The 19159-nt window shown below is 42.8% G+C and carries 13 protein-coding genes; 6 read left to right on the top strand and 7 right to left on the bottom strand.

Annotation, left to right across the window (positions count from 1 at the left end; translation table 11 throughout):
• Nucleotides 1–7: 7 nt before the first annotated feature.
• The 5 genes from nosZ to CHJ_RS12460 form a co-directional block, all read right to left on the bottom strand.
• Nucleotides 8–1900 (bottom strand): TAT-dependent nitrous-oxide reductase, encoded by a 1893-nt coding sequence (gene nosZ, locus CHJ_RS12480; RefSeq protein WP_171752623.1) that lies wholly within the window; start codon nt 1898–1900, stop codon nt 8–10.
• 89 nt (nt 1901–1989) lie between these two features.
• The gene (gene nosR / locus CHJ_RS12475; protein ID WP_317917801.1) at nt 1990–4107 is read right to left on the bottom strand and encodes a transcriptional regulator NosR; all 2118 of its coding nucleotides are present in this window, start codon (nt 4105–4107) and stop codon (nt 1990–1992) included.
• A gap of 316 nt (nt 4108–4423) precedes the next feature.
• The gene (locus tag CHJ_RS12470) at nt 4424–5035 is read right to left on the bottom strand and encodes a TIGR04211 family SH3 domain-containing protein (protein ID WP_171752625.1); all 612 of its coding nucleotides are present in this window, start codon (nt 5033–5035) and stop codon (nt 4424–4426) included.
• A gap of 385 nt (nt 5036–5420) precedes the next feature.
• Complete coding sequence (locus CHJ_RS12465; protein WP_171752626.1) at nt 5421–6680, bottom strand: inorganic phosphate transporter; 1260 nt, start codon at nt 6678–6680, stop codon at nt 5421–5423.
• Between the two features lie 103 nt (nt 6681–6783).
• Complete coding sequence (locus CHJ_RS12460) at nt 6784–7464, bottom strand: TIGR00153 family protein (protein ID WP_171752627.1); 681 nt, start codon at nt 7462–7464, stop codon at nt 6784–6786.
• A 208-nt stretch (nt 7465–7672) separates the two neighbouring features.
• Between CHJ_RS12460 and CHJ_RS12455 the strand changes: the two genes are divergently transcribed.
• Nucleotides 7673–9190, top strand: coding sequence for an inorganic triphosphatase (locus CHJ_RS12455; protein WP_317917800.1), 1518 nt, complete (start codon nt 7673–7675; stop codon nt 9188–9190).
• A gap of 92 nt (nt 9191–9282) precedes the next feature.
• On the opposite strand, the gene CHJ_RS12450 is transcribed toward CHJ_RS12455, so the two are convergent.
• Entirely contained in the window at nt 9283–10053 is a 771-nt protein-coding gene (locus CHJ_RS12450; RefSeq protein ID WP_171752629.1) for a potassium channel family protein, read from the bottom strand.
• A gap of 118 nt (nt 10054–10171) precedes the next feature.
• Here CHJ_RS12450 and CHJ_RS12445 point away from each other — a divergent pair, with 118 nt between their 5' ends.
• The 3 genes from CHJ_RS12445 (at nt 10172) to hldE (ending at nt 16507) form a co-directional block, all read left to right on the top strand.
• On the top strand, nt 10172–11770 hold the full coding sequence (locus tag CHJ_RS12445) for a methyl-accepting chemotaxis protein (protein WP_171752630.1): 1599 nt from the start codon (nt 10172–10174) through the stop codon (nt 11768–11770).
• A gap of 319 nt (nt 11771–12089) precedes the next feature.
• Nucleotides 12090–14936 carry a bifunctional [glutamate--ammonia ligase]-adenylyl-L-tyrosine phosphorylase/[glutamate--ammonia-ligase] adenylyltransferase gene (gene glnE / locus CHJ_RS12440; protein ID WP_317917797.1) on the top strand — a complete coding sequence of 949 codons (2847 nt, stop codon included), beginning with the start codon at nt 12090–12092 and terminating at the stop codon, nt 14934–14936.
• 140 nt (nt 14937–15076) lie between these two features.
• Nucleotides 15077–16507 (top strand): bifunctional D-glycero-beta-D-manno-heptose-7-phosphate kinase/D-glycero-beta-D-manno-heptose 1-phosphate adenylyltransferase HldE, encoded by a 1431-nt coding sequence (gene hldE / locus CHJ_RS12435; protein ID WP_171752632.1) that lies wholly within the window; start codon nt 15077–15079, stop codon nt 16505–16507.
• A gap of 77 nt (nt 16508–16584) precedes the next feature.
• Here hldE and tolC read toward each other — a convergent pair whose 3' ends face one another.
• A complete protein-coding gene (gene tolC / locus CHJ_RS12430) occupies nt 16585–17886 on the bottom strand; it encodes an outer membrane channel protein TolC (RefSeq protein WP_317917796.1) in 1302 nt (433 codons plus the stop codon).
• Nucleotides 17887–18120: 234 nt separating this feature from the next.
• Between tolC and nudF the strand changes: the two genes are divergently transcribed.
• Nucleotides 18121–18732, top strand: coding sequence for an ADP-ribose diphosphatase (gene nudF, locus CHJ_RS12425; RefSeq protein WP_171752634.1), 612 nt, complete (start codon nt 18121–18123; stop codon nt 18730–18732).
• Complete coding sequence (locus CHJ_RS12420; RefSeq protein WP_171752635.1) at nt 18720–19157, top strand: DUF1249 family protein; 438 nt, start codon at nt 18720–18722, stop codon at nt 19155–19157. The genes nudF and CHJ_RS12420 overlap by 13 nt, the downstream gene beginning before the upstream one ends.
• Nucleotides 19158–19159: the final 2 nt, after the last annotated feature.

The following is a 19159-nucleotide window of genomic DNA, read 5'->3' as shown; positions in this document are numbered from 1 at the left end:
CTAAGGGTTAAGCCTCAACAAACATTCGTCCACGCATCTCCATATGTAGAGCATGGCAGAACCAGTTACAGTAATACCAATAAACTCCAGGTTTATCGGCGGTAAATGTAATCGAAGCGGTGGCTTGTGGACTGATCTCCATTTGAACGCCGTAGTTAGTCATACAGAACCCGTGGCTAACATCTTCAACCATATCAAGGTTAGTAATAATGATGGTGACCTCATCTCCCAACTTCACTTTGAACTCATTTAAACCAAATGTCGGCGCAACAGAGGTCATATAAACACGGACTTTATTTCCGTCTCTTATAACCTTGCTTTCTGTCATTACGTCAACACCATCTTTCTTAGCGATGGCGACGGTTTCTGCAAATATTGAGTCATCGCGAGACCAGACTTTGTTTGGCTTCACTTTGCTACGGTGAACAATAATACAGTCATGTGGTTCTGCGTAGGTTGGCCCATCGTGAACCAGTTTCATTTCATCGCCTGAGATATCAATTAACTGATCGTTCTCAGGGTGAAGTGGACCAACGGGTAAGAAACGGTCTTTGGCAAACTTACAGAGTGAGACTAACCATTTACCATCGGCGTCTCGGGTTTCACCCATTGATGTATGGTTATGGCCCGGCTGATAGTGTACGTCTAGTTTTTGTCTAACGTAGTTTACCTTCTCTCCGTTGTGCGCTTTGATGGCGTCTTCTACATTCCACTTGGCGATTTGGCTATCTAAGAATAGTGTCGTATAAGCATTACCGCGGTTATCGAAGGCGGTATGCAGTGGCCCTAATCCCAGTTCTGGCTCAGCAACAATGGTGTCACGAGGCTGAATGGTGTCATTGAACAGAGCATCGAGCTTATCAATAGCAATAACAGAAACGGTTGGAGATAGCTTACCGTTAGCAACAAAGTATTTGCCATCTGAAGAGGTGTTCATGCCGTGAGGTGACTTGGGAACAGGAATATAACGGGTCAGCTCGGAGCCCTTTCTGCCATCGACAACGGGAACATTGTTGCCATTATAGGTTTTGAAATTACCGGCTTTTATCGCTTCTTCACAACGTGCAAGATTAAAGATGACCACATGATCGCGTTCAGCCGTGATCATCTCTCCAAGGTTCATTCCCATTTCAGAGTTGTAGCAGGTTGATGCAAAATATTTGCCGTCAAAATCAGCATCTGTGTTATCGAGGTTGCCGTCAACCATAACTTGAAAGGCCATTTCCATGGTTTCTGCATCAATGACATTGAACAGTGAACGATAAGTGCTGACATCTTCTAGTGATGACTTGCCATCGTTGTTCATTGGAATTTCAAACTCACTATTACAGATTACATACTTGGTATAAGGTGCTTTCTGTACACGTAAACCATGTATGGCTTGAACGTTAGGGATTGTGAGCATTTTATCGCACTTCATTACATCGCAGCGGATGCGAGCAACTCGTGAATTTGCTTTGTCATTAATAAAGACATATTTACCGTTGTAGCGGCCGTCTGTCATACTCATATGAGGGTGATGAGAGTCTCCAAGAAGTATGTTTGCACTATCCCCTTTAATGCGTTTACTTTCGTTTGTTAATCCCCAGCCTGTTGCGCTGTCGGTATTAAATACCGGGATTCTCATCAGTTCACGCATAGACGGAATGCCTAATATACGAACCTCTCCAGAGTGGCCACCACTCCAAAATCCATAATATTCGTCAAGTTCGCCAGGGTGAACAACGGTGCTGTTTCTGATCTCTTCAGCTTGCGCTTTCGCCATAGAAGCAAACATTGCGGCCGTCATTGGGGCCGCCGCTACTCCTAGACCAATCGCAGCACTTTTTCCAAAGAACTTGCGTCGGTCATTATTTACTGGGCTGTTATCGTTGTCCTGTGCATTATTGTCGTCACTCATAATGAGTCTCCATTTTTGATGTAGGGTGCTGACGTTCTAGAAATTGCTTACAGTAAGACGCGGTTCATCTAACGCGATAAGCGTATTTTCTATAGCTCTTGTATTGGTATATCGGTGTTACGTTTTTTATATGCCGCCTTTTTCAGTGGCGGACATTTCTTGTCATTTGAATAAGTTATCTGGCAATCAAGGCAGTAATGGCATTCACGCATGTTGATTACGCCATCAGGCTGAATGGCTTGAATCTCACACTCTTTCGCGCAGATTTTGCAAGGGGAACCACATTCAGGGCGACGTTTTAGCCAGTCGAACAGACGAACGCTATTTGAGACGGATAAAGCCGCTCCAAGTGGGCACAAATAACGGCAAAACGTTTTGCGGTTGAATATGTTGATCACCAATAGCAAGACCGCCCATGCGATGAATGGCCATTCGCGGTCAAACTTGAGTAAGAAGGTAGTTTTGAACGGTTCTATTTCCGCAAACTGTTCGGCTAGCGCTAATGAGTCTAAAGATAAGGCAAAGAGTGCCAGTAAAATTAGATATTTAATGGCCCATAAGCGCTCGTGGACTGCCCAAGGTAGTTCGAACTGTGGGATTTTTATATAACGGGCAAACTGATTTATTAGCTCTTGAAGCGCACCAAATGGGCATAGCCAACCGCAGTATACCGCTCGTCCCCACAACAGCATGGTTACTGCCGCTGCGCTCCATAAAATAAAGATCACTGGATCGAGCAAGAACAGATCCCAAGAGAATTCTGACATTAAAGCGTGAAGAAAGGTGAACACGTTAACGACAGAGAGCTGCCCACCCCATTGCCAACCGATAAAGATAACCGTAATGGCTAAGAAACCATGACGGAATCTATGCATAAATGTGGGGTGGCGAACCAGAATATCTTGGACAAATAGCATTAATATTAAGGACGCAAGCATTGCGGTTAATATAATGACGGTGACTTGATGCTCTTTCCACACTTGCTCTGCCAGTGTTAGTTCTGGTGGTGGAATAATGGCTGGAGGTGTATCAACGTACTGCTCTAATGTGTCGTAACGCCCTTTAAAACTGGTAAATACACTATCAATTGGCCCGGTTTGTCGACGGACTAATAATTCTATTTGCCAACTGGCTCCCGGATCAAAGTCGTGATGGGCGGGTACTTTAAACACCGACATCTCTTTGAACTTGGGTGTGCCATCGGTGTACAAGTCTGTAATTCGAGTGTGGTCTAAATCTCGAAATGATATTTCGTTGTCATTTTGGTGTACTTGAATACGGTCAAATATACCGCCACGAACGTAGCCTGACCCTTTGTAGGAGTATCCATTACCGAAAACCGCGATAAGGTGCTCACCGGCTTTTAGATCTTTTGTTAGCCATTGATACTCTGCGTCGCCAAAAAGGTTTTTCCCGATCGTTGGGATATCTGCGATGGCATAATAGAGTTCAGCAAACATGTCGTCTTTTTTGCTATCTGCAACGGTATCGACCTTTTCAGCGTCGGTGCCATTAAAGGCTTGTTGAACGGTTTTGTTATCTAAGAACAGTTTTCTTATGGAGCCATCACCGGTTAAATCAAACCAGTTTTTGTCAGAGAAAATATCTTTCTTAATGGTGGAAATAGGTTGAATGATTTTTGATTTTGCTTGAATGATACCTAGAGATTCAGCGGCTTTTGTTGCCGCTTTAGTAATGGCGACGTTCATGACCATAACGGTCACGGTTGCTCCGGATAAACCATCAATAGGGATGTAATTTTGGTTGGGCTTGCCACCGACTTTAATCCGGTCTTTAACAGACAAGCCGACATATTGATCGCTAAAATCCCACAGTTTTTTCTCTGGAATACCAGCCAAAATAATGGGTTCGTGGTGCTCAAGTACTTTTGATGCGAGGTAATTGCCGTCAGGGTCGATGATCACCAACATGTTAACGGGCTCGCCTGAGTAGGCGGGAATCTTAGCGATATCATTTGTCTCAAACGCATAGCCGAGTATGTCATCTTGTTTTTTAATGACTCTAAGCAGTGGAGGGCCTTGTTTGTCTGATATGGATGTCGCTTGAGGAAATGTCTCCTCAATGATGGGTAAAGGATCTTTCGCCGGGCTAACAAACAGAGCCTGAGACAGTGGGGAGTAACATAAACTTAAGACCGTAAAGATAAGCACAACTAAAGTCTTTAGTCTTTCTAAAGTATTCCCCATTTTGAACTCCAATTAGCAATTAGGTCACTAGGGTAATGAATTAGTGGAATGAGTTGTTTTGACTTGAATCAATTTAACACTAGGTCAATGTTAATAATATGTAAAACATAAATAACGATCACATAATGACTAGGCTAATGATAGGGAATTGTTATTGTTTTTTGCAGTAGAATAAAAAGTTTAATGGAATCAACTACTTTTTGTAGGGTTATTTCAGGGTAAGCTAAAGGTTTTTAAGCAGGCGTTATCAATAAAAAAGCCAATGTTAGATCCATTGGCTTTTTTATTTAACATGTCATTAATATTTGTGTGGGTATTAAGCCCAGCCGTTATTTGATTTTTTTCTTCTTGGCATAATGCCTGGAAGAATAAGTCCAAGTAACAAGCCGCCACCCGCAACGCCACCGCCGTACATAAAGTATTTAAGCAGTAGATCTTCTTTTTGAGTATCCAGTCTGGCTCTTAATTCACGGATCTCAGTTTGAGATGAAGTGAGTTTCTGGCTGATATCGCTATAGCTGTTTTCCAGCTCTTTAATTTGAGCGTTACGGCTATCTAGAGATTGCATTAATCCAGCTTGTTCTTCATCTGAGTTTTTACGTGCGTTAGAAAGCTGCTCTTTTACGCTAGCGAGTTCTTCTTCTAGTTTTGGTAGTCGCTCTGCCATGCTAGCTTGACGAGTTACAAAGCGGCTTTCTACCCAGCCTTTACGCCCTTTGCTATCGACCACTTGGCTGTAACCTGATTCTTTGTTGGTATCAACCAGGTTGACTTTATCGCCAGCGTTGACGCTACCAATAATTCGAAACTGGTTGTTTGGACCAGCGTGCATGTAAGTAAATAGATTGTCAGCAATATAACGTTGAGCAGCAAATGCATTTGGTGTTGCTAAGCAGACAAATAAAACAATAGAAAACAGTTTTTTCACAGTGTGTCCCTTTATGGTTCCTTTAGTGAGACTATGGTTAATAGAGTTAACCTTTCGCTTATAGGTGGAATAGTAAGAAGTTTCTTTTGGTCGTGCAACAAAAGAGGGAGGTAAAACGCCCCTTTATGTGCGATTGAGTCAAATATGACACTACTCTAACATAAGTTAGCTAAATACGGATTTGATTATCTAATAGAAATCTACCGATATGATGGTATTTATGAGTGAAGGTAACTTAAGTGCAGTTTCATAGAGGAAGCTTGATTAACCTTAACGCGGGATAAGAAAGTCAAAAATCCATATTTAATAAAAAGCTTAGGTATTATTTACCGATAATTGCCGCTGTCTAGTGACAATTATCGGTAAGGAGATAAGTGATCTAAGCTTAGCTAAATGCTGCTTTGATGATGTAGTAGAAAACAACAGATAAGATGGCACCAGCGGGTAGGGTAACCACCCATGAAACCACAATGTTGCGTACTACACCTAAATTAAGAGCCGCAATACCACGAGCAAAACCAACACCTAATACAGCCCCTACAAGGGTTTGTGTGGTGGAAATTGGAAGCCCGGTACCCGAAGCCAACACAACGGTTGAAGCTGTTGCTAACTGCGCAGCAAAGCCACGGCTTGGTGTGAGTTCTGTAATGCCTGTGCCTACGGTTGCCATTACTTTATGACCCATAGTCGCTAGACCAAATACGATGCCTAACCCACCTAGTGGCAGTATCCACCATGCGATGGAGCTTTTCGTTGTAATTTCACCCATATTTTGAATGGTAGAAACGATAGCAGAAAGTGGCCCAATTGCGTTAGCTACGTCATTTGAACCATGAGCAAAGGCCATGGCACAAGCGGTAATCACCATTAGCGTGCTGAAAATTTTCTCAACACCAGCAAAACTATGATCTTCAGTACGCTTAGCGAACTTTTTACCGATGTAGAGATAACCGCCCACCATTACCATAGCAGAAACAGCAATCGCCCATCCCCAAGCTTCAACACCTGTTAAATGTAACCCGACATGCTTAAGACCTTTTTTAATGGTAACCAGTGCAATTACCATTGTGGTGATAAACATGTACACAGGAACAAAGCGCTTAGCGTTTTGTAGTGGTGATTCAGTATTAAATATCAGCCGTTGCGCACTGAGAAATATGTAGTAGGCGATAATACCGGATATGAGAGGGGTAACTATCCAACTGCCAACAATGCCTTGAACTGAACCCCAGTCAATGGCTTCTGAACCAACAGAAACAAGGGCAAAACCAATGATTGCACCAATGATTGAGTGAGTAGTGGATACAGGCCAACCCATAAAAGAGGCCAGTAATAACCATGTTCCCGCAGCTAATAGTGCAGACATCATTCCGAAGACAAGAACATCAGGCTTATCTGCAAAAAGTGACGTTTCAATAACACCTTTTCGGATGGTATCGGTGACTTCACCGCCGGCAAGATACGCACCAGCGAACTCGAAAATCATTGCGATAATTATCGCTTGTTTAACGGTAATCGCTTTAGAACCCACAGAGGTTCCCATGGCATTAGCAACATCATTTGCGCCAATACCAATGGCCATTAAAAATCCGAACAGTGCAGCAATAATAATTAGGACAGTGCCGTAGTTAGCGAGGATATCCATCTTAGTACCTAAGTAGTTGAGTTGTTCAGTTTCTTGAAGGGTAACTACCTTCTACGCCTCATTTCAGCGTATATTTTCTGAACGAACATAGTGACTTTAAATTTTAAGAATCAGAAAGCATTATTTCTAATCGAGCACCGACGCGCTGCGACTGGTCGGCTATTTCGCCAACCCATTCTAAAATTTTGTATAAAAACATGACGTCTATCGGACTGTATTCATGCTCAATTGCCATAAGATCTTGACGAAGCTGAATCTGCATAGAGTCAGTATCATCTTCAATTACGTCCAACTGATGAATCATGTCGGCCACTAGTTCAACTTCTCGGCCTTTGAATCCGGTTTCTAGTAACTCATCAAATTCCTGAACAACCTTGTGCGCTAATGCAGCGGCATCTAGGCAACGTTTTAGGTATTCGATAAAGTTTTCATAGATAGGGGTTGGGACTTGTAATTTTCTTCCTAACGCACGTCCGGCGATATCTTTAGCTAAGTTAGCTAACATATCTTGTTGTCTTAACAGATCTAGCATATCTGTACGACTAACGGGCATAAACAAGCCACTAGGAAGTTTGAGGCGGATTTCTCGCTTCAGTACATCAGCCTCTTTTTCTAACTCCGATATTGTAGAGCGGATGGTCTCTGCTTTTTCCCAATCTCCCTGATTACAAGCTTCAAAAAAGTCAATCAGGCGGAAACAACAGCGATCCACAACTGCAACATGTCGTTGTAGAGGTTTTATAGGGGACTTAGCAAACAATCCCATGATCGTATTTACTGGCATAGTATTCAAACTCAAAAAAATATAAACCTAATTTAAACATACACCATGTTTCATTATCACGGTGTCCATAGGGCTATAAAGTGGCGCATGGTAACCTAATAAATTACTCATTAAAACTGATTTAGATCATCAGTTGTGTGAAATTTGGCGCTTGCCGTGGTGGAAAATAGGCAATATCCTGTCTGTATCGTCTTTTTAAGGTAAAACTATGGAAACCGAAATAGAACTGAAGTTCTTTGTTGCCCCAGATTTTTCAGAGATATTAACGCAGAAGATCGCACAAACAAAAGTACTTCAGAACAGTTGTAGAGAGCTAGGCAATACCTACTTTGACACTCAAGACAACTGGTTGCGTAAACATGATATAGGTTTACGTATTCGACGCTTTGACGAGGTTTTTGTTCAGACAGTGAAAACCTCCGGCCGAGTCGTTGCGGGATTACATCAACGCCCTGAATACAACGCTGAACACAATTGCAATGAGCCTGAATTGTCTCTTCATCCAGAAGATATCTGGCCGAAAGGTAAAGATGTTTTACAGTTGCAAAGTGAGCTAAGTCCCATATTTTCAACAAACTTCACTAGAGAGCAATGGCTAGTGGGAATGGCTGATGGTAGCCAAGTTGAAGTGGCATTTGATCAAGGTGTCGTTGTTGCCGGTGATAAAGAAGAACCTATTTGTGAAGTTGAATTGGAACTCAAGTCTGGTCAGGCGGATGCGTTATTTACTTTAGCAAGAACATTGAGCGAAGACGGAGGAATGCGGTTAGGCAATTTGAGTAAAGCCGCACGAGGTTACCGTTTAGCGCAAGGCAGCAGTAGTGATGAAGTGAAACCATTGGCTTTAGTTGCTGCCAACAAAGCCGATTCGGTAGAAGTCTGTTTTGTTAAGTCACTAGAACATGCGTTGGCCCACTGGCATCGTCATGAACAAATTTATTTTGAGCAAACGTCGCTACCTGCGCTTCACCAAATCAGTTACTCCATTTCATTTATTCGTCAAATACTCACGGTATTTGGCGGTATTGTACCAAGACGAGCGAGCGCGATATTACGTCAAGAGCTTAAATGGCTTGATGAAGAGTTGGCTTGGCTTAAAACCGCTGACTATATTGATGACCTTTGTGAAGATAAGGGACATGCACTGCGTAAACTTGATGCGCGTAAACAGCTACTGAAACGCTTGCAACAACAAAAAGAGCAGTTGCCTAATGAAGAGGATGTCGTAGCGTTGCTTACCTCCGCTCGTTATACAGGGTTGCTGTTGGATCTTAGCCGTTGGTTATTGGCAAGAGGATGGCAACCATTTTTGGATGACAGCGCTAGAGAGAAAATGGCAAGAGGTATTAGTCGTTTCTCTCAAAAGCAGTTAGACAGAACTTGGGCAGAGTTGATGGAAGCTTTCCCTCCGGAAAGAGAGCTGTCTCGTCAGGAGTTTATCGACCAGCGTTATCGATTAATGCGTAACTTGTATACTGGTATCTGCTTTGCTGCGATTTATGATATTGAGCAGCGCAATTCATTTCGTCTTCCTTGGGCAGATTTGTCCAGTGGGATTGATGATCTTCTCACTTTAGAACCATTACAGTCTTTGGTAGAAGAGTTAGAAGAGGAAGACAAAGGTCAGTTGCAACGTTGGATCGCTCGTCAAGAATCCTCCATTCTTCACGCTATGGAGCAAACAAGAATGATGGGTGTGGAAGCGGAACCTTATTGGCGTAGTTAGACGTTAACAAAGCCATACTAATAAGAGGTAGCAACCTGCCCGAGCTGAGGTCAATGAGCTTTAGGGTTTATAAATGAATAGCCAATACTGACCTATTGGCTATTTTTAATTTGAGAAACAGATTGTTCTAATTTATCGAGCTTTTTCTCTAGCTGTTGTTGCTGATGCAAGATCTGCTCTAACAACTGATGGTTATCTTCACTTTTAGGACGATGATGTTGATGTGCCGGAGTGGTAATAATAGACGTCATCAAACCTGATATCATGCCAAAAATACCCACCCCACAAATGATAACGACGGTCGCTATAACCTTACCGACGGTTGTGACGGGATAGTAGTCACCGTAACCTACGGTACTTACGGTCACAAAAGCCCACCATAGTGCATCTCCAGTGGATGTTATATTGGCAGAGGGGTCGGTTGCTTCAACGGCAATAATCAGCGTTGACGCGACGGTGAGTAACATGACTAACAAAAACAAGATGGAGGCTATGGTGGCCTCTTTTCGGTTTCTTTGTAGCAGTCGCCAAACTTCTTTACCTGAACGGATAATTCTTAACACTCTAAATATTTGCATCAGCCGCCCATATCTAAGTGGTTCGATCAATGGGATGCTCGCGACAAAATCTATCCAATGTGATTGCAAGTATTTGCGACGGTTGTTAGAACGTATTAGGTCAATAGTGAGCTGAAAAAGAAATAAACAGCAGATGAGCGTATCTAAACCGAGAAGAATACGGTATGTGTTTGGCTCCAGTGTCATAAATAACAACCCAGAGATCACAAATAGCGATAAAAAAGAGAGTAACAGTGACATAAGACTCATGGGTTTTAAGTCATTTTTGTTATGATTGTTTTTCATTCGCAGCTCGAAATAAATGGAATAAAGTATCGACACAAGTGAATAAACAGTGACCTTATTTTAATAATCACTATTTGACGTTCGCGCCAGTACTTAAAGAATACGTGGAGAATTTGTAATGGCAAGCATAAAGATTAAACCGTGGGAAAGACTAATTACCGACATTCGTTTGGTGCCAAAATTAGTTATTTTAATGGTATTGAGTACCGTCCTAATTATTGCTAAGCAGTTATGGGATGCCAACACCTTTTATCAGTCGGTACTGTCAGTACAAAAAGACCAAACGGCGAGCTTTGCTATGGCTGAGGCTCGCATATTAGATAAAGTGCTAGCGATAGATAATAGTGAAATAGATGTAGATAAAGCGTTCGCGATATTAGATGCGAAACATCAACAAGGTCAGTTTACCTTTTTGATTGATCTTGATAGTGGAAAAGTGTCTGGGCATCCAAAGATTAAAACAGTCAGCGGGTTTAGTGGCAATACAGATGACGGGCGAGCTTTATCTCAGCTGTTATCTGGTAACAGCAAAAGCGTCGCTTTTGAGCTGAACGATGGTGAATCATTATTCCATGCTGAAAAGCTAGCAGATGCAAATTGGTTAGTGGTGGTATCGCAAAGCTCACAAATTGCACAGTCATACTATGATGCTTATGTTACCGAAATTATATGGCAGACGTTAGCGATGATCGTGATCTTTGTTGGTGTCTTATTAGGGGCGGCACATGTCATGTTACGTCAGACTAACTATATAATTGAAAGCATAAAAATGATGGCCAGTAAGAATCTATCTGTGCCCGTTGAGCTAGATTGTAAAGACGAATATGGTGATCTTGCCCGTGAGTTAGAGAAGACTCGCGTACAACTTCAAGACGTGATTAAGGCTCAGGTGAACTCTTCGCAAGAGTTGTCAGAAATGACGGAAATCATGACACTCAGCATGTCTGAAACAAAAGAGTCCTCTCAAGAAGAGTTTAATGAAATTGATTCATTGGCGACGGCGATGGGAGAGATGACCAGCACAGTTCTAACGGTTGCTGAGCACGCTAAAAATGCGTCGTCAGTGACAGAGAATGCCTCACAACAAGCGAAAACAGGCCAGAATTTTGTGCAAGACAGTGTGCAAAAAATGCGTGAGCTTTCCACCGATATTAGCCAGTCTGCTAATGCAGTAAACCAAGTTGAAGAACGAGTTGAGGCTATTGGTAGCGTTGTGGGTACTATTCAGGGCATTTCTGAACAGACCAACTTGTTGGCTCTGAATGCGGCCATTGAAGCGGCGAGAGCCGGTGAAGCGGGTCGTGGCTTTGCTGTGGTGGCTGACGAAGTGCGTAATCTAGCGCAGAGCACACAAACCGCTACGGTTGAAATTCAAGAGATGATCTCTCAACTGCAAAGCAGTGCTAACTCGGCAGTAGAGTTAATGGAAAAAAGTGTTGTGGAAGCGGCGGATGGTGCCGAGCTCGTTACCAATGCGGGTGAAGAGTTGAATGGCATTGTTGAGCAAGTGAACAATATTAATGATATGAACTTCCAAATCGCCACAGCCGCTGATCAACAAAGTAGTGTGGCTGAAGAGATGAACCAAAACTTGAATAATGTTAGAGAGTTGGTTGAAGCTTCGGTTGTGGTGGTGACTGAGTTGTTAGAGACTTCAGAGATCATGCAAAGTAATGCGGAAGAACTGGACGGGAAAATTCAGTCATTTAAGGTGTAATTAATACACAAACTATTTTGATATCAAAATACGACGCCCGCTTAGTTTAAGCGGGCGTTTTTTATTGTTAGAGTGGTGAGATTAACTAAATAACCTCAGCTCGGGATAATTTAAGCCGCTCAGTACTGCTCTTATAGCGTCTGACTTCGTTAAAATCAACGTGATAGAATAACTATCACTTATAATTTTGCCTTGTCATCCATCTAAAATAGCAGCACTGCGCCTAGTTAAAGCTTAACTTATTATTAAATATGGAGTTTTGACTTTCTTATCCCCAGTTGAAGTTAAATACAGAACTAATGCAGAGCAAGGATGTGTAATGCAGCGACCAGATAGCCTTTCCCAACAATATCAAAAATCGTTTGACCAGTTGCCTGAACAGAGCCAGTTAGTGATAAATGAGTGGCCCTCGTTAAGAGTTGAAGAGTCAAAGCGGGTATTACCCCTGAGTCGTTTTGTGTGTGAATCACTGAGCCAAGATGAAGAACTCTGTTCACTTCTTCCTTCTATGCTGGCAGACAGTGACCGTTCACCACAATACCGACAAGCATTGAGTACGCAGTTGCAAGAATGTTGCGATGAAGCCGCAGGGCTTAAAGTGCTTCGCCAGTTTCGACGACGAGAAATGGTCAACATAGCGTGGCGAGACTTTTCGGCTAGTTGGAGTTTGCAGCAGAGCCTTAGTCACCTCTCTATGCTGGCTGAAGCGATGATCTTTGAGACTTATCAGTGGCAATATCAGATCTGCTGTGGCGAGTGGGGAACACCTTGCAACGAGAATGGTGACGCTCAACCTATGCTGATCATCGGTATGGGAAAACTGGGTGGGGGAGAACTTAACTTTTCTTCGGATATCGATCTTATATTTACTTACCCGGAAAATGGTGAGACTCAAGGGGCAAGACGAAGCATAGCTAACGCGCAATTTTTTACCCGCTTAGGCCAGAGAATTATTAAAGCGTTGGATCAACAGACGTTTGATGGTTTCTGTTATCGGGTAGATATGCGGTTACGACCTTTTGGGGAAAGTGGGCCCTTGGTGATGAGTTTTGCTGCTTTAGAAGACTACTATCAAGAACAAGGCAGAGACTGGGAACGCTACGCGATGATTAAGGCTCGGGTAATGGGGCGCGAGATGTACCCAGAATACCAAGAGTTGCGACAGATGTTACGGCCATTTGTTTTTCGTCGTTATATTGATTTTAGTGCGATCCAGTCATTGCGAAGAATGAAGTCGATGATCTCGAGTGAAGTTCGTCGCCGGCAGCTTAGCAACAACATTAAGCTGGGAGCTGGGGGCATTAGAGAAATAGAGTTTATCGCACAAGTATTCCAACTTATCCGAGGCGGCAGAGAACCGTCTTTACGTGGACGCGGTTTATTGCAGACGTTACAGGCTATTGATGAGCTAAATTTGTTGGATAGTGAAGATGTGACACAACTTCACTCGGCATACTGTTTTTTGCGTAAGTTAGAGAACCTTATGCAGGCCATGGCGGATAAACAGACTCAAACGCTTCCTGATGGAGAAGAAGAACAAGCCATGCTTGCCTGTGCGATGGGAGAGGAAAATTGGCAGGTCATGCGAGAGAAAACAGCCAAGCACATGGAAAATGTTCATACTGTTTTTGAGAATCTAATAGGGGATGTTGAAGAAGAGAGTACGCCTGTTGATAAACACTTCTCTGAACTGTGGGATATGGCCCATTCAGAGGACGTTATTCAAGATGTGTTGCGCGAAGATATTAACAGCCAAGATGCAGAGAAAGACGCCAACACCATTATTCAATTTAAAGCCGATTTGGCGAAAAAAACCTTAGGTCCAAGAGGACGAGACGTACTTAATAAGCTGATGCCAAAAGTGTTTCAGGCGATTTTTGCGCACAAGGATGCTCAATTTGGCTTGCCTAGGGTGTTGCAGTTGCTGCACAAGATTTCAACACGAACAACCTATCTCGAATTGCTGGATGAACATACGGCGGCGTTAACTCAGTTAGTGCGTTTATGCACTGCGAGCCCAATGATTTCTGAGCAATTGAGCCGCTATCCAATACTGCTTGATGAGCTGCTTGATCCGCAGCAACTCTATAACCCTATTGCTCTTGATTCTTATAAAGTGGAGTTACGAGATTTCCTTGCTCGTATCCCTGAAGATGATATGGAGCAGCAGATCGAGGGGTTAAGGCAGTTTAAGCAGATATGTATTTTACGTATTGCCGCGGCTGATATTGCCGGGGCTCTGCCAGTGATGAAGGTGAGTGACCATTTAACCTATTTAGCGGAAGCCATTGTAGAAGCGGTCATCAACCAAGCGTGGCTACAACTGAGTGAGAAATATGGTGAGCCGGATTATTTAAAGGATAGTCACAGCAAAGGGCTAGCGGTTATTGGCTACGGAAAAGTTGGCGGCTGGGAACTTGGTTACAATTCCGATCTAGACATTGTGTTTATGCATGACTGTCCTGTGTCGAGCTATACCACAGGGAAGAAACAGATTGATAGTCGACAGTTTTATCTTCGCTTAGCGCAACGAATTATTCATATATTCTCTATTCGAACGGCATCGGGCATCCTTTATGAAGTGGATACAAGACTTCGTCCATCTGGTGCGTCTGGTTTGTTAGTCAGCCCGGTGGAAGCGTTTGAAGAGTATCAGTTAAATGACGCTTGGACGTGGGAACATCAGGCATTGGTCAGAACTCGTCTAATTTATGGTGACCACTCTTTGGTGAAAGCGTTTAGTAATATTCGTAATAAAGTATTGGCGCTACCAAGAGAAGAGAGCGAGCTTAAAAAACAGGTGGTTGATATGCGAGAAAAAATGCGTGATCACCTTGGTGGCAAAAAGGCGGGTCGTTTTATGCTCAAACAAGACACCGGAGGAATCACAGATATTGAGTTTTTAGCTCAATATCTGGTTCTTCGTTACAGCTCGGAGAACATTTCTCTTACTCGGTGGTCTGACAATGTACGTATTTTTGAATCTCTTGCTCAGCAAGAGATCGTATCCGAGCAAGATATGCAGCGACTGAACCATGCATACACAACATTGAGAGATGAAATTCATCATAGAAATCTACTTAATCAAGAAGCGGATGTTGATAAATCACGCTTTGTTGAAGAAAGAGAGTGTGTGACGCAACAGTGGCAACGTTGGATGAGTTAGATTGTCGTTGCATTATCTCAACGTTTAATGAAATCAAAAGCATAAAGCTTGCCCTGTGACAGCGCAGCGTTAAGTTCTGCGCCTTGAGGTTACTTGGGTATATAAGTTAACATTGGCACAAATTATTTTTGGAGAACCTTATGAAACCGATATTGCCGGATTACAGTCAATCGGGTGTGCTTATTATTGGTGATGTCATGCTAGATAGGTATTGGTACGGTCCAACGGGACGTATCTCACCTGAAGCTCCCGTCCCTGTAGTTAAAGTTGAAGATAATGAAGAGCGACCGGGTGGTGCAGCTAACGTGGCAATGAACATTGCTGCACTCAGTGGTAAGGCAACGGTAATTGGTTTGGTTGGTGAAGATGAGCCAGCACAGGTTCTCACCAACACCTTAAGTTCACTAAAAGTAAATTGTCAGTTTGTACCATTGGCTGAGTTCCCAACCATCACTAAATTACGAGTGATGAGCCGTGGACAGCAGATGATTCGATTAGATTTTGAAGATAAGTTTACAGGTGTTGATCCGGAACTTATGTTAGCGCAAATGGAGACGGCACTACCAAATGTACAATCGGTTGTGCTATCAGACTATGCCAAAGGCGCATTAGAGCACGTTCAAGCTTTAATCCAAAAGGCACGCGCAGCTGGTTTACCTGTGTTTATTGATCCGAAAGGGGCAGACTTTGAACGCTATCGTGGCGCGACATTGTTGACCCCTAACATGGCCGAGTTCGAGTTAGTTGTCGGTAAAGTAGAAGATGAACAGCAACTGGTTGAAAAAGGACTGGACCTGATCGAACGTTACGATTTTGAAGCCTTACTGGTGACTCGTAGCGAACATGGGATGACGCTATTGCGTAAAGGCGAAGAGCCTTTTCATCTGCCTACATTAGCCAAAGAAGTTTTTGATGTGACCGGTGCCGGTGATACGGTGATTTCCGTTCTTGCTGCTTCGGTAGCGGCAGGTAAGCCTCTTGATGAAGCGTGTGCATTAGCCAATGCGGCTGCAGGTGTTGTTGTTGGAAAACTCGGTACTTCTACGCTATCGACTATTGAGCTTGCGGAAGCCATTCACGGTAGTCAGGATACTGACTATGGTGTGATTACTGAAAGCGCTTTAATTGAAGCGGTGAAGAAAGCCCGTTCAAAAGGTGAGAAAGTGGTTATGACAAATGGCTGCTTTGACATTTTACATGCCGGACATGTCTCTTATCTTAATCATGCGGCTGAACTTGGTGACCGTTTGATTGTTGCTGTAAATAGTGACGATTCCGTTAAGCGATTAAAAGGACCGGGTCGTCCAGTTAATCCAACAGAAAGACGAATGGCCGTTCTAGCCGGTTTAGGTGCGGTTGATTGGGTGGTGCCTTTTGAAGAAGATACGCCACAACGTCTTATTTCTGAAGTATTGCCTAGCTTGCTAGTGAAAGGTGGCGATTATAAACCTCACGAAATTGCGGGTGGTGACGAAGTTATTGCCGCTGGCGGTGAAGTTAAGGTGCTTAACTTTGAAGAGGGTGTTTCTACTACTGAAATCATTAAAGCCATCAAAGGTGGCAAAGAGTAGATGGTTACACGGCACAGATTTTAGTTAAAAAAAGGGGCCAGATAGGTTATCTGACCCCTTTTCTATTTAAAGTGCTTTTAATTTGCTTTCATCAAGCTGGCGTTGATATCAATGATATCTTGTTCACTCAGTGAACCGACGGCCTTACGAAGGTTCAGTACACTAATAATGTAGTTGTAACGAGCGTTAGCTAGATTACGGTTAGCATCATATAGACGTCTTGTTGAATCCAGTACATCAACGATAGTACGAGTACCTACATCAAACCCTGCTTCTGTTGCCTCTAAAGCGGATTTCGCAGAAACAACCGACTGCTCATAAGCTCGAATAGTACCAATCGTGGCATTAATGTTGTTATTGGTGCTGCGAACCGAAGTGACTACTTGACGGTAGCTCGCTTCTAGGTTTTCACTTTCCGCAACATAGTTATATTCAGCCTGTTTAACTTTAGAAGTAATGTTACCACCAGTATAAAGTGGAATCGCTAAGTTAAGGCCGATATTAAAGTTATTCGCATCAAAATCGCTTGTACTCTCAGTTCTGTCTAGACGTTGAAGTGAACCATCTAGGGTTAGTTCTGGTAAATGACCTGAGCTCGCTAGAGAGATGTTGTCTCGAGCGATATCTTGAGCGATACGAGCACGCAGCAGCGTTAAGTTTTGTGTTTGAGCCATCTCTAACAGCTGTTGAGGTGATTCTTGGCTTTTTTCAGCGGAGAAACTCTTCGTATCGAGAATGTTTAGATCCGTATGTTCTTGCCCAGTAATTTCGCGTAACGCTTCATAGCTGTTGATAAGGTCATTTTCACTGACCACTTCATTGGCTAATACAGTATCGAACTGTGCTTGAGCATCGTGCACATCTGTAATGGCAGATAGGCCAACTTCAAAACGTTGTTTAGTCTGTTCAAGTTGACGTCCAACCGCCGCTTTTTCTGCACGAACAAATTCTAGGCTATCTTGCGCTCTTAATACTTCAAAGTACGCAGTAGAAACGCGCAAAATCAAACCCTGTTGATCTTCCGCATATTGAGCATCAGCTTTACGAGCGGTTTTCTCTGCGGTATCTAGGCTTATCCAACTTGAGCGTTTAAATATCTCTTGGCTAAATCCAACACTAGCAGCTAATTGATTGTACTCCTGTGAGTCCATATCACTAGTGTTAATATCGTAACTAGCACCAAGATTGATTTGTGGAAGAAGTGAACTACGGCTAGACGTTATCGCTTCAAATGCTGCATCTTTTTGAGCAGCGGAACGTAATAATGTTGGGTCATTTTCTTTTGCTAGGTTATAGATACCAGCAAGATCATCTGCCATAGAGTAGCTAGCAACACTACTGAGTGTGACGCTGATAATCAAAGGTAGCAGCTTTTTCATCGGTTTTTTCCTGCCTTATTTATAGTCGAATCTTCAAGAGTTTAACCTAAACTGTCATGTTTTGGCGTTAATCTTTGCGCTTTTTTACACTTTATTGTCCGGTTGTGCAATAAATATCTTGTTTACCCAAAGAAATTTTTAGTATTTATTAAAAAAGTTGAGGCTTATCATTGGTGGGAAAGATACTCTATGATTAAATAACTCAATTATGAACTATAGGATCTAACACTCATCATGAAATCTCAATATACACCGAACGATGTAGAAATTATCTCAAAAGAGAGGTTATTCCGAGGTTTCTTTCAAATGGTTAAGCTGACATTTAGACACAAGCTCTTTGCTGGTGGTTGGAGTGAGCCTATAGAAAGAGAACTGTTTGAACGAGGTCATGCCGCGGCTATGTTGCCTTATGACCCGATTCGCGATGAAGTGGTATTGATAGAGCAGGTTCGTGTTGGCGCTCTTGAGCATGAAAATCCATGGCAGTTTGAGATTGTTGCCGGGATCATGGATGCAGAAGAGAGTGTTGAAGACTTAGTGAGAAGAGAAGCAATGGAAGAGGCAGGAGTAGAGGTACGTCAACTTTCGCCAATTACCAATTATTACCCTTCTTCGGGAGGTTGCTCTGAGCGATTAGATGTTTTCGTCGGTCAAGTTGACGCATCAACCGCGAGCGGTGTTCATGGTTTAGAGTATGAAAATGAAGATATTCAAGTCCATGTTATGAGCCGTGAACAAGCATATTCTATGGTGAAAAATGGAAAAATTGAGAATGGTGCCTCAATAATTGCATTGCAATGGCTTGAATTGAATAGAGAAGAATTATTATCGCAATGGCAAATTTAGCGTCAAGCAAACCGTATCATGTTGATCTCGCTGAGTTGATGCGGATATATGAAACAAATTATGCAAAGTTAAACGCACTTTTGCCTAACCAACCGAGTGTTGGAGATAGTCGCTCTTATCAAGTGATTGCGCTTTCTTATCAACTTGATGTTGTGGAAGTGACCAAATACACCACCTTGATTGATGTTAGCCAGTGTGACGAAAATCCAGTTTTTCCACTGCCGAAGATGACGGTAAGGCTATATCATGATGCTAGAGTTGCGGAAGTGTGTGCTAGTGAGCAGATCTCTAGGGTACAAGCCCGATATGATTACCCAAATAAAAAAATGATGCAGAAGGATGAGAAACTTCAGCTAAATCGTTTTTTAAGTGACTGGTTATCATTTTGTTTAAAAAATGGCATCAGTCGGGCACCGATTTTTTAGAA

The organism is Vibrio sp. MACH09, assembly GCF_033238805.1.
Taxonomy (GTDB): domain Bacteria; phylum Pseudomonadota; class Gammaproteobacteria; order Enterobacterales; family Vibrionaceae; genus Vibrio.
Note: the sequence above shows the minus strand (reverse complement) of the source record. Positions and strands in the feature narration are given on the sequence as shown.